Annotated in this window: 21 protein-coding genes, 1 other RNA gene and 1 pseudogene; 6 read left to right on the plus strand and 17 right to left on the minus strand. The window is 74.2% G+C overall.

From position 1 onward, the window contains the following. From ABD067_RS00750 to ABD067_RS00815, 14 genes and pseudogenes are all read right to left on the minus strand, one after another. On the minus strand, positions 1-277 hold a 277-nt coding region (locus ABD067_RS00750; protein WP_408871482.1), incomplete at its 3' end, for a hypothetical protein. A 269-nt stretch (positions 278-546) separates the two neighbouring features. Next, positions 547-975, minus strand: a pseudogene (gene tolR, locus ABD067_RS00755) (protein TolR); the annotation flags it as partial. A 19-nt stretch (positions 976-994) separates the two neighbouring features. Further along, positions 995-1,744, minus strand: a complete 750-nt coding sequence (tolQ, locus tag ABD067_RS00760; protein WP_343893217.1) for a protein TolQ — start codon at positions 1,742-1,744, stop codon at positions 995-997. A 12-nt stretch (positions 1,745-1,756) separates the two neighbouring features. Beyond that, entirely contained in the window at positions 1,757-2,188 is a 432-nt protein-coding gene (gene ybgC, locus ABD067_RS00765; protein WP_343893218.1) for a tol-pal system-associated acyl-CoA thioesterase, read from the minus strand. Then, entirely contained in the window at positions 2,188-3,243 is a 1,056-nt protein-coding gene (gene ruvB / locus ABD067_RS00770) for a Holliday junction branch migration DNA helicase RuvB (protein ID WP_343893219.1), read from the minus strand. The genes ybgC and ruvB overlap by 1 nt, the downstream gene beginning before the upstream one ends. After that, entirely contained in the window at positions 3,240-3,881 is a 642-nt protein-coding gene (ruvA, locus tag ABD067_RS00775) for a Holliday junction branch migration protein RuvA (RefSeq protein ID WP_343893220.1), read from the minus strand. Before ruvA ends, ruvB begins: the two co-directional genes overlap by 4 nt. Continuing rightward, the gene (gene ruvC / locus ABD067_RS00780; RefSeq protein ID WP_343893221.1) at positions 3,878-4,408 is read right to left on the minus strand and encodes a crossover junction endodeoxyribonuclease RuvC; all 531 of its coding nucleotides are present in this window, start codon (positions 4,406-4,408) and stop codon (positions 3,878-3,880) included. The genes ruvA and ruvC overlap by 4 nt, the downstream gene beginning before the upstream one ends. 14 nt (positions 4,409-4,422) lie before the next feature. After that, positions 4,423-5,172 (minus strand): YebC/PmpR family DNA-binding transcriptional regulator, encoded by a 750-nt coding sequence (locus ABD067_RS00785; protein ID WP_343893222.1) that lies wholly within the window; start codon positions 5,170-5,172, stop codon positions 4,423-4,425. Positions 5,173-5,329: 157 nt separating this feature from the next. Beyond that, complete coding sequence (locus ABD067_RS00790) at positions 5,330-5,566, minus strand: hypothetical protein (RefSeq protein ID WP_343893223.1); 237 nt, start codon at positions 5,564-5,566, stop codon at positions 5,330-5,332. Positions 5,567-5,670: 104 nt separating this feature from the next. Continuing rightward, positions 5,671-6,492, minus strand: coding sequence for a TIGR00282 family metallophosphoesterase (locus tag ABD067_RS00795; RefSeq protein WP_343893224.1), 822 nt, complete (start codon positions 6,490-6,492; stop codon positions 5,671-5,673). Positions 6,493-6,786: 294 nt separating this feature from the next. Further along, positions 6,787-7,377: a 5-formyltetrahydrofolate cyclo-ligase gene (locus tag ABD067_RS00800; RefSeq protein ID WP_343893225.1), complete on the minus strand. Its 591-nt coding sequence runs from the start codon at positions 7,375-7,377 to the stop codon at positions 6,787-6,789. After that, a non-coding RNA gene (gene ssrS, locus ABD067_RS00805) (6S RNA) lies at positions 7,364-7,518 on the minus strand. Before ssrS ends, ABD067_RS00800 begins: the two co-directional genes overlap by 14 nt. A gap of 32 nt (positions 7,519-7,550) precedes the next feature. Beyond that, positions 7,551-7,967, minus strand: coding sequence for a cell division protein ZapA (locus ABD067_RS00810; RefSeq protein WP_343893226.1), 417 nt, complete (start codon positions 7,965-7,967; stop codon positions 7,551-7,553). 4 nt (positions 7,968-7,971) lie between these two features. After that, entirely contained in the window at positions 7,972-8,220 is a 249-nt protein-coding gene (locus tag ABD067_RS00815) for a hypothetical protein (protein WP_343893227.1), read from the minus strand. A 123-nt stretch (positions 8,221-8,343) separates the two neighbouring features. Between ABD067_RS00815 and ABD067_RS00820 the strand changes: the two genes are divergently transcribed. From ABD067_RS00820 to ABD067_RS00835, 4 genes are all read left to right on the plus strand, one after another. Then, positions 8,344-8,862 (plus strand): hypothetical protein, encoded by a 519-nt coding sequence (locus ABD067_RS00820; RefSeq protein ID WP_343893228.1) that lies wholly within the window; start codon positions 8,344-8,346, stop codon positions 8,860-8,862. A 61-nt stretch (positions 8,863-8,923) separates the two neighbouring features. Continuing rightward, complete coding sequence (locus tag ABD067_RS00825; RefSeq protein WP_343893229.1) at positions 8,924-9,847, plus strand: class I fructose-bisphosphate aldolase; 924 nt, start codon at positions 8,924-8,926, stop codon at positions 9,845-9,847. Between the two features lie 53 nt (positions 9,848-9,900). Continuing rightward, positions 9,901-10,518, plus strand: a complete 618-nt coding sequence (gene thiE / locus ABD067_RS00830; protein WP_343893230.1) for a thiamine phosphate synthase — start codon at positions 9,901-9,903, stop codon at positions 10,516-10,518. Further along, positions 10,515-10,943 (plus strand): bleomycin resistance protein, encoded by a 429-nt coding sequence (locus ABD067_RS00835; RefSeq protein ID WP_343893231.1) that lies wholly within the window; start codon positions 10,515-10,517, stop codon positions 10,941-10,943. The genes thiE and ABD067_RS00835 overlap by 4 nt, the downstream gene beginning before the upstream one ends. Positions 10,944-11,052: 109 nt before the next feature. Here ABD067_RS00835 and ABD067_RS00840 read toward each other — a convergent pair whose 3' ends face one another. Beyond that, positions 11,053-11,262: a hypothetical protein gene (locus ABD067_RS00840; RefSeq protein WP_343893232.1), complete on the minus strand. Its 210-nt coding sequence runs from the start codon at positions 11,260-11,262 to the stop codon at positions 11,053-11,055. Positions 11,263-11,338: 76 nt separating this feature from the next. Between ABD067_RS00840 and ABD067_RS00845 the strand changes: the two genes are divergently transcribed. Beyond that, positions 11,339-12,097 carry an FkbM family methyltransferase gene (locus ABD067_RS00845; protein ID WP_343893233.1) on the plus strand — a complete coding sequence of 253 codons (759 nt, stop codon included), beginning with the start codon at positions 11,339-11,341 and terminating at the stop codon, positions 12,095-12,097. 50 nt (positions 12,098-12,147) lie between these two features. Here ABD067_RS00845 and epmA read toward each other — a convergent pair whose 3' ends face one another. Next, a complete protein-coding gene (gene epmA / locus ABD067_RS00850; RefSeq protein ID WP_343893234.1) occupies positions 12,148-13,185 on the minus strand; it encodes an EF-P lysine aminoacylase EpmA in 1,038 nt (345 codons plus the stop codon). A gap of 392 nt (positions 13,186-13,577) precedes the next feature. On the opposite strand from epmA, the gene ABD067_RS00855 reads away from it, so the two are divergent. Next, positions 13,578-14,678, plus strand: coding sequence for a lysine-2,3-aminomutase-like protein (locus tag ABD067_RS00855; protein ID WP_343893235.1), 1,101 nt, complete (start codon positions 13,578-13,580; stop codon positions 14,676-14,678). Positions 14,679-14,799: 121 nt separating this feature from the next. Here the strand turns inward: ABD067_RS00855 and ABD067_RS00860 are convergent. Next, on the minus strand, positions 14,800-17,149 hold a 2,350-nt coding region (locus ABD067_RS00860), incomplete at its 5' end, for a hypothetical protein (protein ID WP_343893236.1).

The following is a 17,149-nucleotide window of genomic DNA, read 5'->3' on the forward strand; positions in this document are numbered from 1 at the left end:
GGCTCGGCGGTGCCGGGCGCGGCGGTTCGGGCGGCGCCGGCGTCGGCTCCGGGCGTGGCGGTTGCGGCGTGGGTTCGGGCGAAGGGGCCGGCGCGGGCCGCTCGGCCTGGGCCATCTGCGGCGGCGCTTCCGTGACCAGCTCCACCGCGATGGCTTCTTCCGTCGGTTCGGGCACGCGGCGGCGGTCCACGAGGCCGAGCAGGACCACCAGCAGCACCGCCGCGTGCAGCGCCGCCGACAAGCCCCCCCAAAGCTTCAACCCCTTGTCGTCCTGCATCCCCCTGCCCCCCGGCAGGCCCGGGGGCGTGGTGCGGCCGTCACGATCGGCCCCGCCGCGCCCCGGGTTCTTGGACGGTCGCGCTCGGCGGCCCCCCGGCCCGCCTCCCGCGCCCGTTGCTGCCGCGATCAGCCGCGCGGAGCGGTTGGTGTCCCGTTCGGGTTGCGCATGGCGCCGCCGTTCGACGCGGGCGGCGGCGTTTGCGCCGGCCGCGCCCCGGACGGGGCGTTGGCGGGCGGCCGTGCGCCGCCGGCACCGCCCGAGGCGCGCGTCGGCTGTTCCGCCAGCAGCGCCACGCGGGTGAAGCCGCCGGCGCTCACCGTGCCCATCACCTCCATTACCCGGCCGTAGCTGGTGGCGCGGTCGCCGCGCACGAAGATGCGGCGCTCCTGCCCGGCCTGCTGCGCGCCGGCGATGGCCTGGAGCTGCGGCACCAGGCCGTCCATCTGCACCTCGGTCTCTTGCAGGTAGATCTTCTCGGCGTTCACCGTGATGGTGATCGGCTCGTTCTCCTGGTTCAGCGCGCTGGCCTGCGTCTTCGGCAGGTCCACGGGCACGCCCACCGTCATCAGCGGCGCCGCCACCATGAAGATGATGAGCAGCACCAGCATCACGTCCACCAGCGGCGTGACGTTGATCTCGGCCATCGGCCGGTAGCGGCCGGGGCGCCTGCCGCCGCCGCGCGCGCCGCCGGACATGGATGCGGCCATCGTCCCGCTACTCCGCCGCCACGGGCGCCCGCGCGCCCGACGCCGCGGCCTCGGTCTGCCGCGACAGGATGGCGCCGAACTCGGAGGCGAAGCCCTCCAGCCGCCCGGCGAAGCGCGACAGGTCGGTGGAGATCTTGTTGTAGGCCAGCACCGCCGGGATGGCGGCGACTAGGCCGATGGCGGTGGCGAACAGCGCTTCCGCGATGCCCGGTGCCACTACGGCGAGGTTGGTGTTCTGCATCCCCGCGATGGCGGTGAAGCTGTTCATGATGCCCCACACGGTGCCGAACAGCCCGATGAAGGGCGCGACCGAGCCCACGGAGGCGAGGAACACCATCCACCGCTCCATGCGGTCCATCTGCCGCTGCACCGTCACGTTCATGGCGCGGTCCAGCCGCTCCTGCGTCCCGGCCGCGGCCAGTTCCGAGCCGCCGCGCAGGCGCTCGGCGCTGCGGTGCCACTCGCGCATGGCAGCGCCGAACACCGCGGCGATCGGGTGGGCCGGGTTCTCGCCCTCGCGGCGGTACAGCTCGTCCAGGCTGCCGCCGGACCAGAAGTGGTCCTCGAACTCGTCGGCCGAGCGGTTGGCGCGGCGGATGGTGGCGATCTTGTCGAAGATGATGGCCCAGACGAGGACGCTGGCGAGCAGCAGCCCGACCATCACCAGCTTCACCACCCAGTCGGCCTGCAGGAACAGGCCCCAGAGGGAAAGGTCGTGGGCCATGTCGCCCAGGGGTGTCGCCGCCACGCGGTCCATCCGGATCTCCTGCTACGCTCCCGGCGCCGGCGCCGCCGCGGCCACGTCGCCGCCGATCGCCGTCCGCCAGGGTTCTGGGATGCGCTTAGGGCGGAGTTCGGCCCGGTCGAGGCAGGCCAGTTCCACCCGCATCACGGCCAGATCCGCGCCGTCCTTGCGCGCCCGTTGGTCGAGCACGAGGGTCGCGCCCCTGACCGCCAGCACCCGGGTCTCCAACGCCAGAAGGTCGTCGAGCCGGGCAGGCCGCACATACTCCACTTCGACGCGCCTTACCACGAGGATTGCATTGTGCCGCTCCATCATCTCGTGATGGGGCATCCCGGCCTCGCGCAAAGCCTCCGTCCGCGCCCGCTCCGCCCAACGGAGGTAGGCGGCGTGGTAAGCCATGCCGCCGGCGTCCGTGTCCTCGAAATACACGCGGATCGGGTGGCTGTGCGGCCGCATCACGGTTCCTGGTCGGCGAAGCCGGAGAGCAGGTCGCGCTGCGCCGATTGCGCGGCCACCGGCGGCGTCAGGCCGAGGTGGCGCCAGCCGCGCTCGCCCAGCATCCGGCCGCGCGGGGTGCGGAGCGCCAAGCCTTCCTGGATCAGGAACGGCTCAACCACCTCCTCCAGCGTGTCGCGCGATTCGGCGAGCGCCGCGGCGAGCGTTTCGACACCGACCGGGCCGCCGTTGTGGTGTTCGGCGATGCGGCGGAGATAGCGACGGTCCATGGCGTCGAGGCCGAGCGCGTCCACCTCCAACCGTTCCAAGGCCGCATCGGCTAGGCCCCGGTCGGCCGGCACCTTGGCTACGGCGGCGAAGTCGCGCACCCGCCGCAGCAGCCGCCCGGCGACGCGCGGCGTGCCGCGGGCGCGGCGGGCGATCTCCAGGGCGCCGTCGTCCGAGAGTTCGAAGTTCAGCTTGCGGGCGCCGCGGCGGACGATCGCGTGCAGCTCGTCCACGTCGTAGAACTGGAGGCGCAGCGGGATGCCGAAGCGGTCGCGCAACGGCTGGGTCAGCAGGCCGGAGCGCGTGGTGGCGCCGATCAGGGTGAAGGGCGGCAGGTCGATCCGCACCGTCCGCGCCGCCGGCCCTTCGCCGATGATGAGGTCCAGGCGGAAGTCCTCCATCGCCGGGTACAGCGTCTCCTCGATCGCCGGTTGGAGGCGGTGGATTTCGTCGATGAACAGCACGTCGCGCGGTTGCAGGTTGGTCAGGATCGCCGCCAGGTCGCCCGAGCGCACCAGCAGCGGGCCGGAGGTGGCGCGGAAGCCGACCCCCAGCTCGCGGGAGACGATCTGCGAGAGCGTCGTCTTGCCCAGGCCCGGCGGGCCGTAGAACAGCAGGTGGTCTAGCGCCTCCGCGCGGCCGCGCGCGGCGTCGATGAAGACCTTCAGGTTCTCGCGCAGGCCCCGCTGGCCGACGAAGTCGTCTAGAGACTGAGGCCGGAGCGAGTTCTCGCCGGTGTCCTCCTCCAACCGCTCGCCGGAAGTGAGCCGGCCCGCCTCGTCGCTCATCGCGGCGCCAACTCGCGCATGCTGTCGCGGATCACGTCGCCTAGCGGCGCTTCGCCGCCCAGGCGGCCGAGGGCGCGTCCCACGGCGGCCATGGCTTCGGGCTGCCGCCAGCCGAGGTTGACCAGGGCGGAAACGGCATCCGCCGCCAGCCCCGTCCCCATCCCGGCCACGCCGGACACCGCCGCCACGGCCGGCAGGGCGGTCGCGCCGCTCCGGACGCCGCCGGGCCGCGGCACCGCGCCGGCCCAGTCGCGGAGTTCGATCAGCAAGCGCCCCACCAGCTTCGGGCCGACGCCCTTGGCGCGGGCGAGGCTCGCCTTGTCGGCGGTGCGCACCGCGTCCGCCAGAGCGTCGGGCGAGAAGGCCGAAAGGATGCCGAGCGCCACCGCCGGGCCGACGCCCTGGATGCGCGTCAGCGCCCGGAAGGCGTTGCGCTCCGCCTCGTCGGCGAACCCGTACAGGGTGATGGCGTTCTCGCGGGCCTGGGTCTCCACCAGCACCACCGCGCGCTCCGGCGGCGGTGGCAGGGCGGAGGCGGTGCGCGTGGAGCAGGACACGAGGTAGCCCACGCCGTTCACGTCCAGAACGCAGCCCCCGTCCAGCAACCCGTCGACCCGCCCCGTCAGCTTGGCGATCACGCCGGCACCGCACCCCGCGCCCGGGCCAGCGCGATGCGCGTGGCGCGGTGGTGCGCGTGGCAGATCGCCACCGCGAGCGCGTCGGCCGCATCCGCCCGGCGGATCTCCGCCCCGGGGAGCAACCGCTTGACCATGGCTTCCACTTGTCCCTTCTCCGCGTGCCCGGTGCCGACCACGGCGCGCTTCACTTCCATCGCCTGGTATTCCGACACCGGGACGCCGGCCAGCACCGGCGCCAGCAACACCACGCCGCGCGCCTGCCCCAGCTTTAGGGCGGCGCCGGCGTTCTTGTTCATATAGGTGTGCTCGACCGCCGCTTCATCCGGCGACCAGGAACAAAACAGGGACGCCAGCCCGCGGTGCAGGGCGCAAAGACGTTCCGCCAACGCCTCGGCCGTAACGGTGGAAACCACGCCGCTCGCCACGTAGGAGAGCCGCCCGTCCCGCCCGCACTCGATCACCCCCCAGCCGGTGTGCTGGAGGCCGGGGTCGAGGCCGAGGACGCGGACGCAGCCCGCGCCCCGCACGGCGATGGCGGCGCTCAGGCCGAAAGCCGCTGCATGACGGCCTCCGCGACCTTGAAGTTGGCGTAAACGTTCTGCACGTCGTCGCTCTCGTCCAGCGCGTCCACCAGCTTCAGCACGTCGCGCGCGCGCTCCTCGTCCAGGTCGACAGTCGCGCCGGGCAACCATTCCAGCCGGGCCGAATCGGGGGCGCCGAAGCGGGCTTCCAAAGCGTCCCGCACGGCGGCGAAATCCTCAACGGCCGTCGTCACTTCGTGAAACTCGTCGCCGCTCTCGACGTCCTGGGCGCCGGCCTCGATCGCGGCCTCCAGCACCGCCTCGGCGTCCGCCGCCTCCAGCGGGTAGCGGACCACGCCGCGGCGCTCGAACTGGAAGGCCACCGCGCCGGTCTCGGCCAGGGCGCCGCCGTGCTTGTTGAAGATGGTCCTCAGGTCGCCGGCGGTGCGGTTCCGGTTGTCGGTCAGCGCCTCGATGATCACAGCTACGCCGGCCGGGCCGTAGCCCTCGTAGCGGACTTCTTGCCAGTCCTCGCCGGCGCCGGGCGTGGCCGCGCGCTTGATGGCGCGGTCCACCGTGTCGCGGGGCATGTTGGCGACCAGCGCGGCCTTCACCGCGGCGCGGAGGCGCGGGTTGTGGTCCGGGTCGGCCATCCCCTGCCGGGCGGCCACCGTGATCTCACGGATGAGCTTGCCGAAGGCGCGCGCCTTGCGGGCGCTTTGCGCGCTTTTCCGGTGCATGATGTTCTTGGCGTGCGAATGCCCGGCCATGGACCTGGCCCGTGCTCCTGAGATGCCGGTTGAAGTACGGCTTATAGAGCAGGTCGCGCACAGGTGGAAAGAGTCGCGTGCTAGAGAACGGAACAGGAACGCGAAGAGGCGCGACCCGGAGCGCCCCTAGCTCGGCGCCAGGTCCGCGTTCGTCCAGTCAGTTCACGGGCGACGGGACGGCGCGTTCCGGTTCGGATTGTTCGTGCCGCCGTGCTTCAGTCGGCGTTTGCGCGCGTGGCAAATCGTTTTGCCAAGGTTTGAGGCGTAGCGGCCGGCGCAGCTGGTTTTCGCGGGCAACGGCGTCCAGCATCGCGGCGTCGTAAGTGAAGCCGCCCGCTGCCCCGCCCAGGGCCGTCCGGCCGGAAGAAGAACGCTCCGCGTTGTTCTGCGCCATGGCTCGGCTCCCGGCTGCCGTGGTTAATTAACCATGACCTCGACGCAATCGCGATTACAAATCCGTGAAAGTTGGAACCGATCCGGGTACGCACTTGATCTGCGTCAAGGTTCCGGCATAGCTTGCGACAAGCGCCCGCCCTGGCGCAGGGGCTCCACCCGGCGGGCTAGGCCGGTCGTGTCTTCGGTTTCCACGAACACGCCGCATAGCGTCGCTTCGCCTTCGGCCGGCGCCAGGCGCTCGCCCGGCATCTTGCGCCAGAAGCGGAGCGCGGCGGTGCCCTTTTGCATGCCGATGACGCTGTCGTAATCGCCGCACATGCCGGCGTCCGTCATGTAGGCCGTGCCGCCCGGCAGGATCTGGTGGTCCGCCGAGGGCGCGTGGGTGTGGGTGCCGACCACCAGGCTCGCCAAGCCGTCGAAGCTGTGGCCGAAGGCGGCCTTTTCCGAGCTGGCCTCGGCGTGGACGTCGATCACCACCGCTTGCACCGTGCCCCCGGCCCCCATCCGGTGGCGGGCCAACTCCGCTTGGACGGCGCGGAAAGGGTCATCGAGGGCGTCCATGAACAGGCGGCCCATGACGTTCGCCACCAGGGCGCGGCGGCCGTCGCGCAGCACCGCGACGTGGGCGCCGCGGCCGGGGGTGCCGGGCGGGAAGTTCACCGGACGGATCACCCTGGGCTCGGTTTCCAGGAAGGGGATGATCTCCTTCCGGTCCCAGGCGTGGTTGCCGAGGGTGACGACGTCGGCGCCGGCCTCCAGGAAGGCCCGCGCCATATCGGGCGACAGGCCGAAGCCGTGGGAGGCGTTCTCGCCGTTGACCACCACGAGGTCGAGCCGCAGGCGTTCGCGGAAGCCCGGCAAGGCGGCGACCAGCGCGTCCCGGCCGGAGCGGCCGACGACATCGCCGAGGAAGAGCAGTCTCAAGCGGGTTCCTTTCTCCTCGAAGCGGTCGGTCGGTGGCGCGGAGCGGTGGGCGCCCGGCCAGACGGGGAGATGGTGCGCTCGCGTCCGAGAGGTAAGCGGCGGGGCGGCGAGGCGCCGGTCCGGCCGCCGCCTTACCTCCTTACTGCCTTACCATCTTACTTCGTTAACCGCCTTTGCCGACCGCTTCCGGACAAAGGGCGCAACTCGGGCGTTGGCGGAAGGAACTTAGCATTTTCAGATGTTTGCCGCCAGGATTTTGCTGGCGCGGGCGGAACGGCGACGATTTTCTGGCTTCTAGGACCGGCACTTGACCACCCCGCTTTCCGTCGCCACCCAGGCGAGGCGTGCGTCCTGCGGCCCCGCCGGCACCTCCGGCACCTCCTGCACGGCGTGGGCGCAGCCGACCGCGACGGCGCCGGGCAGAGCCGCCAGGGTGCGGTCGTAGTAGCCGCCGCCGTAGCCGAGCCGCCGCCCCGCCTGGTCGAAGGCGAGCAGCGGCACCAGCAGCCAGTCGGGGCGCACCTCCTCGCTTTCCGCCGGGAAAGAGGTGCCGAGGGGACCGGGGCGGAGCGCGTCGCCGGGCCGCCAGCGGCGGAACAAGAGGGGTTGGCCGCGCGGCGGCGTGACCGGCAGGGCGAGCACGTTCCCCCGCTCCGCCAGAGCCGCCAGCAGCGGCCTCACGTCCATCTCGTCGCCCATCGGCCAGTAGCCGGCGACCAAGGCCCCTGGTGGCGGCGGGCAGCGGGACAGGATGTGGCGGGCGAGCGCGGCGCCGTGGGCGCCAGCGGGGTCGGCGCCCTTCCGCCGCGCCAAGGCGGCGCGCCGGGCTTCCGCCTTGCGCTCTTTCAAAGGCATGTCGGATGGGGAGGGGTGCGGAGCCACCATGGCCGTTGGCGTGTCATCCTCCCAAGGCCTGCTAGAGCAGGTGGGCGCCAGGTATCCGGACCACGGCCCGGACAGAGCCAGCTCCCGGAGGATGCTTATTGGCCCCGGGGATGATTAGCCGAACGCACCGGGCAGCCCCGCGAACCAGATGTAAGGCGCGACCGAGGCCGCCGCTAGCCCCTGCCCGCCGCGGGCGCGTCGTCCCCGGACCCCGGGCCCGGCGCTTCGCCCGGCCGGCCCGCGCCGCGCGGCGCCTGGGCGTCGAAGGCGCCCGCGATGCTCTCGATCCGTTCTGCGATGCGGGTCAGCCGGTCCGCGATGCGCGGATCGTTGGTGCCCACGCCGACGCTGGCGCCCGCGGCGATGGCGGAAAGGCGCGCCACCTCGGCCTTGAGGTCCGCGGCCTCGTCCGCCAGCAACAGCGCCACGTGCAGCAGCATGCGCGCTTCGGAGAACTGCCCGCCCATGCTGCGGATCAGCTTGGCCTTGTTCTCGATCTGGCCGACCAGTTCGAAGACGTGGGCTTCTTCGCCGTCCTTGCAGCCTATGGTGTGCGAGTAGCCGTTGACCCGGACCGTGACCTGACCCAACGCGCTATTCCTCCTCGTCGCCGGCGTCCTGGCGCCCGGCGCCGCCGCCCGGTTCCGACTCCTCGCGCACCACGTCCCGCAGCCGGGCGATGCTGGCGTCCAGCCGGGCCGCCAGGGCGGCGACCTCGGCGCGGAGCGCGGCGGCGTCCAACGGCGCCTCGTCCGCCGCGGGGAGGCGGGCGCCGCCGCCCCGCGACAAGCCGAGCGCCAACCGCTCCACCGCCAACTCCAACCGCGCGACGGCAAGCGCCATCGGGTCACTACCGCTTTCGCCCATCCCGCTCCCGCAGCCGGCCCGGAAACCGTCGTTCCACCGCGCCGAAACCACGCGCTTCCCGGCTGGACGCGCGCCCTCCGGCGTGGTCGAAGCCTTGGCATGGTGGTCGGAACGGGTCAACGCCGCGCGGCGGAACCCGGCCCGCGCGGGGCGCCCGCCGTGGTGGCGCACACGCCGGGGCAGGCGCGCGCGGCGCTAGGCCTCGCCGAACCGGCGCGCGGCGTGTTGCTGCTGTCCGCGCCGGCGGCGGCGGGCAACATCGGCGCGGCGTGGTTCCTGGCCCTGGTGGCGCAGGCGGCGGAGGGTTTGGACGCCGCCGCTCCCGGCGAGCGGCCGCCGCCGCCGCATTGGGCCGCCTTGGACTGCGGGAACGCGCCCGGCTTCGCGCTGGCGGCGCTGCGGGCGGGCGTGCGGTTGTTGGTGCTCGACCCTGCCGTGCCGGCCTTCCCCGCAGTGGCCGCCGCCGCGGCGGAGATCGGCGGCGAGGTCTGGCCGGAGCGTCCGCCGGCGCTCGACCTGGGCCGGCTCGACCTCCGGCGCGCCGACGGGCAGGGGCGCCGCCGGCTCGCGGAATGGTTGACCGGGGGCGCGGTGACAGGGCCCGCCGCCCTCGGGTAAAGGAGCGCCACGCCGGTCCTGACGTTTCACGAACGTCAACAGCACAAGAGGACGAGACCCCATGCAGCTCACGCCGAAGGTGAAAGAGATCCTCTCCTGGTACGAGAGCGACAACCCGGGCACCAAGGCGAACATCGCCCGCATCCTGATGGAAGGCCGCCTCGGCGGCACCGGGCGCATGGTGATCCTGCCCGTGGACCAGGGCTTCGAGCACGGCCCGGCCCGCTCCTTCGCGCCCAACCCGGCGGCCTACGATCCGCGCTACCACTTCGAGCTGGCGATCGAGGCCGGGCTGAACGCCTACGCCGCGCCGCTCGGCATGATCGAGGCGGGCGCCTCCACCTTCGCCGGCGCCATCCCGACCATCCTCAAGGTCAACAGCTCCAACAGCCTGTCCACCACCAAGGACCAAGCGGTGACCGGCTCGGTCAACGACGCGCTGCGCCTCGGCTGCTCGGCCATCGGCTTCACCATCTACCCGTCGTCCGAATACCAGTTCGAGATGATGGAGGAGTTGCGCGAACTTGCGGAGGAGGCCAAGGCGTCCGGCCTCGCGGTGGTGGTGTGGAGCTACCCGCGCGGGCCGATGCTGGACAAGACCGGCGAAACCGCGCTCGACATCTGCGCCTACGCCGCGCACATGGCGGCGCTGCTGGGCGCGCACATCATCAAGGTGAAGCCGCCGATGGACGCGATCTCGCTGGATGCGGCGAAGAAGACCTACGAGAAGCACCCGGTCGAGCTCCAGCACCAGGCCGCGCGCATCCGCCACGTCGTCCAGGCCTGCTTCAACGGCCGGCGCTTGGTGGTGTTCTCCGGCGGCGAGACCGGCACCACCGAGAACATCCTGGCGACCACCCGCGCCATCCACGAGGGCGGCGGCAACGGCTCGATCATCGGCCGCAACACCTTCCAGCGCCCGCGCGCCGAGGCGCTCGAACTGCTCGGCCAGGTGATCGGCATCTACGCGGGCGAGTCCGGCTGAGCGCAGGGACCACGCCGGGCGGCGACGGCGGCGGGGACGCCCCCCGCTGCCGTTTGTATCTCATCACGCCCCCGAACTTCGAGCCGGCGCCCTTCGCCGAGGACCTCGCGCGGGCGCTCGACGCCGGCGACGTGGGCGCGTTGCAGATACGCTTGAAGGACGCGCCGGACGACGCGGTGCGCCGCGCGGTGGACGCGCTGCGGCCGGTGGCGCAGGCGCGCGGCGTGGCGGTCATCCTCAACGACCGCGCCGACCTGGCCGTCGAGACCGGCTGCGACGGCGCGCACCTCGGGCAGCAGGACGGCGGCCACACGGCGGCGCGGCGGCTGATCGGGCCGGAGCGGACGCTGGGCATCACCTGCCACGCGTCGCGCCACCTTGCGATGGAGGCCGGCGAGGCCGGCGCCGATTACGTGGCCTTCGGCGCCTTCTTCCCGACCGCCACCAAGGAAACCCAGCACCGCCCCGCGCCCGAGATCCTGGAATGGTGGAGCGGGATGTTCGAGCTGCCCTGCGTGGCGATCGGCGGCATCACCGCGGAGAACTGCGCGCCGCTGGTGCGCGCGGGCGCGGACTTCCTGGCGGTGGTCGGCGCCGTGTGGGGGCACCCGGATGGGCCCGCGGCGGGGGTGCGGGCGATGGACGCGGCGATCGCGGCGGCGCTGGCGTGACCCCGCGGCCGGCGCTGGTACCCGAGCTGATGGTGACGGACCTCGCCGCGAGCCTCGCCTTCTGGTGCGGCCCGTGCGGCTTCCGCGTGCTCTACGACCGCCCGGAAGAGGGCTTCGCCTGCATCGAACGCGACGGGGCCCGGCTGATGCTGGACGAGCTGCCCAAGGGGCGCGCGCACCGTTGGGAGGTGGCGCCCGCCGAGCGGCCCTTCGGCCGGCACGTCAACTTCGAGATCGCGGTGGACGACGTCGCGCCGATCCTGGCCGCGCTGGAAGCGGCGCGCTGGCCCCTGTTCACGGCGCCGGAAGCCAAGACGTACCGCGTCGGCGGCGAGGGCGTGGCCGTCCGCCAATCCCTTGCGCAAGACCCGGACGGGTACCTCCTCCGCTTCTCGCAAAGACTCGACGGCGCGCCGGACCGTTGAAAACTCCGCACCATCGGGCTTCCAGGCCGCGCCGCCCCGGTGGCGCCATCCGGGCCCACGGCGACGGCGAGCCGCGTACCGCGGGCGCGCCGGCCGCGGGCGCCGCTCGTCAGGCGTGCTGGGCCTTGGCCCAGGCATGGACCTCCCTCGCCTGCGCGGGCGTGAGGGCCCAGATGCTGGCGCTGTAGGTCCGCTCGATGTGGTCGCGCGTGCGCGCGTCCGCCGCTTGGCGCGCGAGTTGCGGGAGGCTCCAATACCACACGAGTGAATCGGCGACCGCGCCCCCGAGCCTGAGCGCGATCAGGAAGATGGTCGGCATGGGCTTCGTCCCCCGCTTCTCGTGGTGCCGGACCGTGGTACGCCGGCTTTGTGTTTCGATAAGGTAACAAACACCCGTGGACGAGTTCGGTTTCCATCACACGTTGCACAGGCCGGGCACCCTGCTCGACGTGGGCGCCCATGATGGCGCCTTCGCCCTGCCCTTCGCGGCCCTACCCGCCTCCCGCGTGCTGGCCTTCGAGCCGCTGCCCGCCGCTTTCGCCCGCCTTCGCGCCGCTTTCGGTGATCCATTGCCAAGCCACGTCGAACTGCGTCAGGAGGCCCTCGGCGAGCGCGACGGCGAGGCGGTGCTGTCGATGCCCGTGCTCGACGGCGCGCCGCAGGAGCAATGGGCCTCCACGGCCAAGGGCTACGGCGCGGCGCTCGGCGAGCCGCGCGTGGCGGAGCGGCGTTTTCCCGTGCCCGTGCGGCGCCTCGACGGCTTCGGCTTGCGCGACCTGACGGCGGCGAAGATCGACGCGGAAGGGGCGGAGTACGAGGTGCTGCGCGGGGCGCGCGAAACCCTGCTGCGCTGCCGGCCCGTGCTCTCGATCGAGATCGAGGAGCGGCACCGGCCGGGCTCCACCTGGGCGGTGCCGGCCTTCCTCGACGCGCTGGGCTACGACACCCACTGGGAGCATTGGGACGCGTGGCGCCCAATGGCGGAGTTCGACCGCGCCCTCATGCACCGCGCCAGCCCGAACCCCGCGGTGTTCGAGGCGTCGGACCCTTACGTCTTCGTCTTCTACGCCCTGCCGCGGGAGCACGCGGAAGGGATGCTGGCGCGGTTGCGCGCGGCGGCGGCGGCCGGCGCGGGAAGCCCGCCCAAGCGGTGACGGCGCCCCATGGCGGCCAGGGCCGCCGTGCGCGCCTCCCACGCGCGGGGTCAACCGCCGGCGAAGGGCAGCCACAGCACGTCCTCGATCCGCCGCGCGCCGGCGGCGAGCATCGCCAAACGGTCGAAGCCGAGCGCGATGCCGCTGCCCGCCGGCATCCCGTGCTCCAGCGCGCTCAGGAAGCCCTCGTCCAAGTCCCAACCTTCGCCCGCCGCGCCGTAAAGGCGGCGGCGCTCCGCCACGTCGCGCTCGAACCGCGCGCGCTGCTCGGCCGGGTCGGTCAGCTCGTCGAAGGCGTTGGCGAGTTCCATCCCGCCGGCGAACAGCTCGAACCGCAGCGCGGCGCGCGGGTCGGCCGGATTGCGCCGCGCCAGCGCCGCTTGCGGCGTCGGCCAGTGCGTCAGGAAGGTCGCGCGTCCGCGGCCGATGCGCGGCTCCACCCGCTCCAGCAGCAGGCGGAAGAACAGGTCTTCCCAGCTCTCGTCCCCGCGCGCCTCCAGGCCGGCGCACCGAGCGTCCTCCCGCAGCCGCGCGGCGTTTCCTTCGGTGCCGAGGATGTCGAGGCCGCCGCAATGCTCCGCGAACGCCTCCGCCACGGTGATCCGCTCGAACTTCGAGCGAAGGTCGGTTTCGACGCCGGCGTGCGCCACCACAGGCGGGCACACGGCGCGGACGAACGCTTCTGTTTCGTCCATCAGCCCGTCGAAGGAGAGGCCCGGCCGGTACCACTCCAGCATGGTGAATTCCGGCGCGTGCCGCGGGCCGGACTCGCCGTTGCGCCAAACGCGCGCCAGCTCGAAAACCGGCCCGGCCCCCGCCACGAGGAGTCGTTTCAACGCCAGCTCCGGCGAGGTGCGCAACCAGAGCGTCCGCCGCGCGCCGCCGGCGCCGAGGTGCGGCCGGTATTCGCTCCGGAAGGCGTGCAGATGCACCTCCATGCCCGGCACCGGCACCAGGCAGGGCGTCTCCACCTCCGTGTAACCGCGGCCGGTGAAGAACGCGCGGGTGTCGGCGACGAGCCGCGCGCGGCGGCGCAGGAAAGGCAGCCGGTCGGCGAGGCTGTCTGGGTGCCAAGGGGGGTTGGGCATCGCGTCCGGGCTGGGTTGGTGCGGTGGCGGCTGCGGGGACCATACACGCGCTCCGCCGGTCCCGCGCCTCCGCCCGGCGCGGGCCGCTGCTCCGCTCGAGCCGGCGGCTTCCGCCCGCCCCCGGCGAAGCGCCTGGAGGCGCTCGTCGCACCACGGGCCGGGCCGGACGAGCGGGACCGTCAAGGGACCAAGCACCCCGGCGTCGGATGCCGAAGCTGGCCCAGTGCGCCGCAGGGCGGGCGCCGCGCCCAACCGAGGCGGGAGCGCTGCGCGGAGCTTCCGGCACGGCCCGCGAGGGGCTACACACGCCCCGACCGCGGGGCCGCCCCGTCGCGGCCAGGTCCGCCCGCGCCGTCCGCCCCCGCACCCACCGGACCGGTTCCGCCACGAGCATGTTCGACGGCCCTCCCCCCGACACCGTTCCCGCGCCGCCGCCACCGGCGCGCCGCGGGCGCACACTCCGCGCCGCCGCGGAGCTGATCGCCGCGGGGTTGCTGCCAGAAGCGGCGCGCGCGGAGGCGGAAGCCGTCGCGGCGCGCTACGCCGTCGCCGTGACGCCGGCCGTCCGGCGCCTGATGGACCCCGCCGACCCGGCGGACCCGATCGCGCGGCAGTACTTGCCGGACGCGGCCGAACTCCGCACGGCGCCGGGTGAGACGGCGGACCCCACGGCCGACGCGCCCTTCACCCCGGTCAAGGGCGTGGTCCACCGCTACCCCGACCGGGCGTTGCTGAAGCCCCTCCTGGCCTGCCCCGTGTACTGCCGCTTCTGCTTCCGGCGGGAAGCGGTGGGGCCGGACGGCGGGGTGCTGTCCGAGGCGGAGCTGGACGCGGCGCTCGACTGGTTCGAGCGCACGCCTTCGGTGCGCGAAGCCATCCTCACCGGCGGCGACCCGCTGATGCTCTCGCCGCGGCGCCTCGCTCGCATCGTGGAACGTCTGTCGGCGGTGCCGCACATCGAGATCGTGCGCCTGCACAGCCGCGTGCCGGTGGCGGACCCGGGGCGGGTGACTCCGGCCCTCGTCCGGGCGCTGGAGTCCGACCGCGCCGTGTTCCTGTGCGTCCACGCCAACCACGCGCGCGAATTCTCGCCCGAGGCGCTGGAAGCGCTGGCCCGCCTGCGCCGCGGCGGCGCGGCGTCGCTGCTCGGTCAAAGCGTGCTGCTGCGCGGCGTGAACGACAGCGCGGACGCGTTGGAGGCGTTGTTCCGGGCGATGCTGGCCGCGCGGGTGAAGCCCTACTACCTCCACCAGCTCGACCGCGCGCCCGGCACCGCGCGCTTCGAGGTGCCCATCGCCGAGGGCCGCGCCCTGCTCCGCGAGCTGCGCGGCCGCGTTTCCGGCCTGGCCTGGCCGACCTACGTGCTGGACTCGCCGGACGGCGGCGGCAAGGCGCCGCTCGGCCCGGATTTCGCGCGATTCGAGGGCGGTGAATGGCGGGTGGACGCGCCGCTGCGCCGCGCGGCAGCGGCGGACGCGCCCGGCCCCGGGTAGCGCGTCCGGGGCACCCCCGAGCGAACGGGCATTGGTCGGCGGCGCTCCCGTCGATGACCGCCCCGGCGACCGGCGAGGCCGCCCCGGCGCCGCCCGGTCGCGCGCGCGACCGGCCCCTTCTTCATCGGGCAATGGTCGGCGGCGCTTCCGCCGAGGCCTCCGCGGCGACCGGCGCCGCCGACTCGGCCGCCGGCCGCGCCTCGGCGCCGACGAGCCGCGCGAAGGCCGCCGCGTGCGGCCCTTCTTCCATGCGCCCGGCGACGCGCCCCCGCAGGACCGCGAAGGCCGCGTCATCGCCGGCCAGGGCGAGGGCCGAAGCCAACCGCAGCACCGCCTCCTGCTGGCCTGGGTCCAGCGGCGCCGGTGCGGCGGGGAGCCGCGATTCCAGGTGCCGGCCCAAGACCCGCGCCGCGGCCGCCCAGTCGCGCCGCCCCAGCGCCCCTTCGGCTTCGGCGACGCCCTCCCCCGCCGTACCCGGCGCGGAGTGCCCCGGGCCGCCGCTGCCGCCGCCTGCGCGGTCGGCGATCGCCGCCGCCAGGGCTGCGCGGCGCTCCCGCAGCGTGTCGGGCATGTCCGGCGCTTCCGTCGCGTCCAGGGCGGCGCGTGCGCCTGTGTGGTCGTTCTCGCGCAGGCGCAGCGCGGCGACGCGCCAGCCGGCTTCCGCCCGGGCGGCCCCCGCGCGCTTGGCGGCCCCGTCCAGCACCGCCGCCGCCACGCGGCCGGGCAGGTCGAGCTCGACCAGCAGTTCCACCAGCCGCGCTTCCGCCGCTTCGCGGTCCTCGGGGGAAAGCAGGTCGGACCCGGCCTGGAACGCCGCCACCGCCGCCACGGGTGAGCCGCCGCCGTCGAGCGCCGATCGCAGGACGCGCCCAGCGTCCCGCCGCGCTTCCGCCGCGCCGTCCGGGAACAGCGCCATCGATTGCCGGAGCAGCGCCAGCGCGCCGCCCGCGTCCCTCGAAAGGGCGAGCAGTTGCGCCAGCCTGGCGCGCGCTTCCCGCTCCGCCGCGTCGCCGCGCCACACGACCAGGGCCGGCGCGTAGGCGCGCGCGGCTTCGGCCGCGTCCACCCGGCCCGTGCTGAGGCGCAGCTCGACCGCCCGCCGCAAGGCCGCCGCCCGCGCCCGCCGGTCGCGGCCCCGCGCCGCCGCGTCGTAGGCGGCGATGGCGCCCTCCTCGTCGCCGTCCGCCTCCAGCAGCATCGCCGCCGGCACGGAAAGCCGCGCTTCGGCCTTCGCGTCGGCGAGCAGCCCGCGCAATGCGGGCCACGCGCCGGCGCCGGCCAGGGCTTCGGCCGCCACCGGCAACAAGCGGTTTCGCAACCCCGCCGGGTAGGCCCGGAGGAGCGGCAGGGTCGCGCGCAGGCCGGGCGACGCCGCCGCCGCGTCGCCCGTCCGCGCGAGAAAGAGCGACCGCCACAGCACGAGCTCGTCGCAGCCCGGCGCCGGTTCGGACCGGAAAAAAGCGGCGGCCTCGTCCAGCCGCACGGCCACCAACGCCGCGGCCGCCGCCAACGCCTTCCCCCGCAGCCCGGCCGCCGCGTCGGCGTCCTCGAAGGCGGCCCGGTTCATCTCCGCCTGCGCCTCGTGCCCGAGGCCGAGCGCCAGCATGGTCGCGGCGAGGTCCCGCCGCCGCCCGGCGCGCGCGAGGGGCTCGGTGCCGGCGAGCAACGCCGATTGCGCCCGCAGCCGTTCCAGGAGCTGTTCCGGCCGCAGGTCCGGCAGGTCGAGGCAGCGGGACATCGCGGCGCCCTCCGCCGGGCCGGCGGCCGCGGCGTCGAGCGACAAGGGCGAGAGCACGCTGCCCGACAGGACGAAGCGGTCGGGTAGCGCTTGCAAGCGCAGGCTTCCGGAGCGGGCGAGCACCGCGACGCCGAGCCCGGTCTCCAGCAGGTCGTACTCCGGGGCGCGCCGGCCGCCGGCGAAGCCGCGCCCCGCTTCGCGCGTCGTGCCGATCAACAGCGGCAGGCCCGTTTCCGGGTCGCGCAGCACGACCACCCGGTTCGGCGGCACGCCCGCGATGGCGATGGAGGGCGCCTGCCCGGCGGTCGTGCCCAGCGCCGCCACGTCCGGCGCAGCGCCTTCGTCGCCGCTTCCCGGTGGCCGCGGCGGCGCTGCGGCGAGCACCCAGCCGGACGGCCCGCGCGCCAAGCGGAGGGGACGGGCACGGTCCACCGGGAAGGCGAGGACGAGACCTTGCGGCGACGTGCCCGCCTCCTGGACGCCCGCGATCGCGGGATGGCGGAGCGCGTCGGGGTTCCGCAGCTCGGGGCTGTCGAACACCGCGAGCACCGTTCCCCCGCGCTTCACCAGGGCTGCGCCGGTGCCACGCGGGAAGTCAAGGACGACGCCCCCCGCCTGCGAAGCGGGAGCCGCGGACGCCGGCTGCTTCCCTGCGATGGCCACGGCCGGAGTCTGCACCGCCGCGACCCGCTCCGAGGCGGACGCGCCGACCCAAGGCAAGCCCGCCGCGAGC

It is taken from the genome of Craurococcus roseus (assembly GCF_039523795.1).
Classification (GTDB): domain Bacteria; phylum Pseudomonadota; class Alphaproteobacteria; order Acetobacterales; family Acetobacteraceae; genus Craurococcus; species Craurococcus roseus.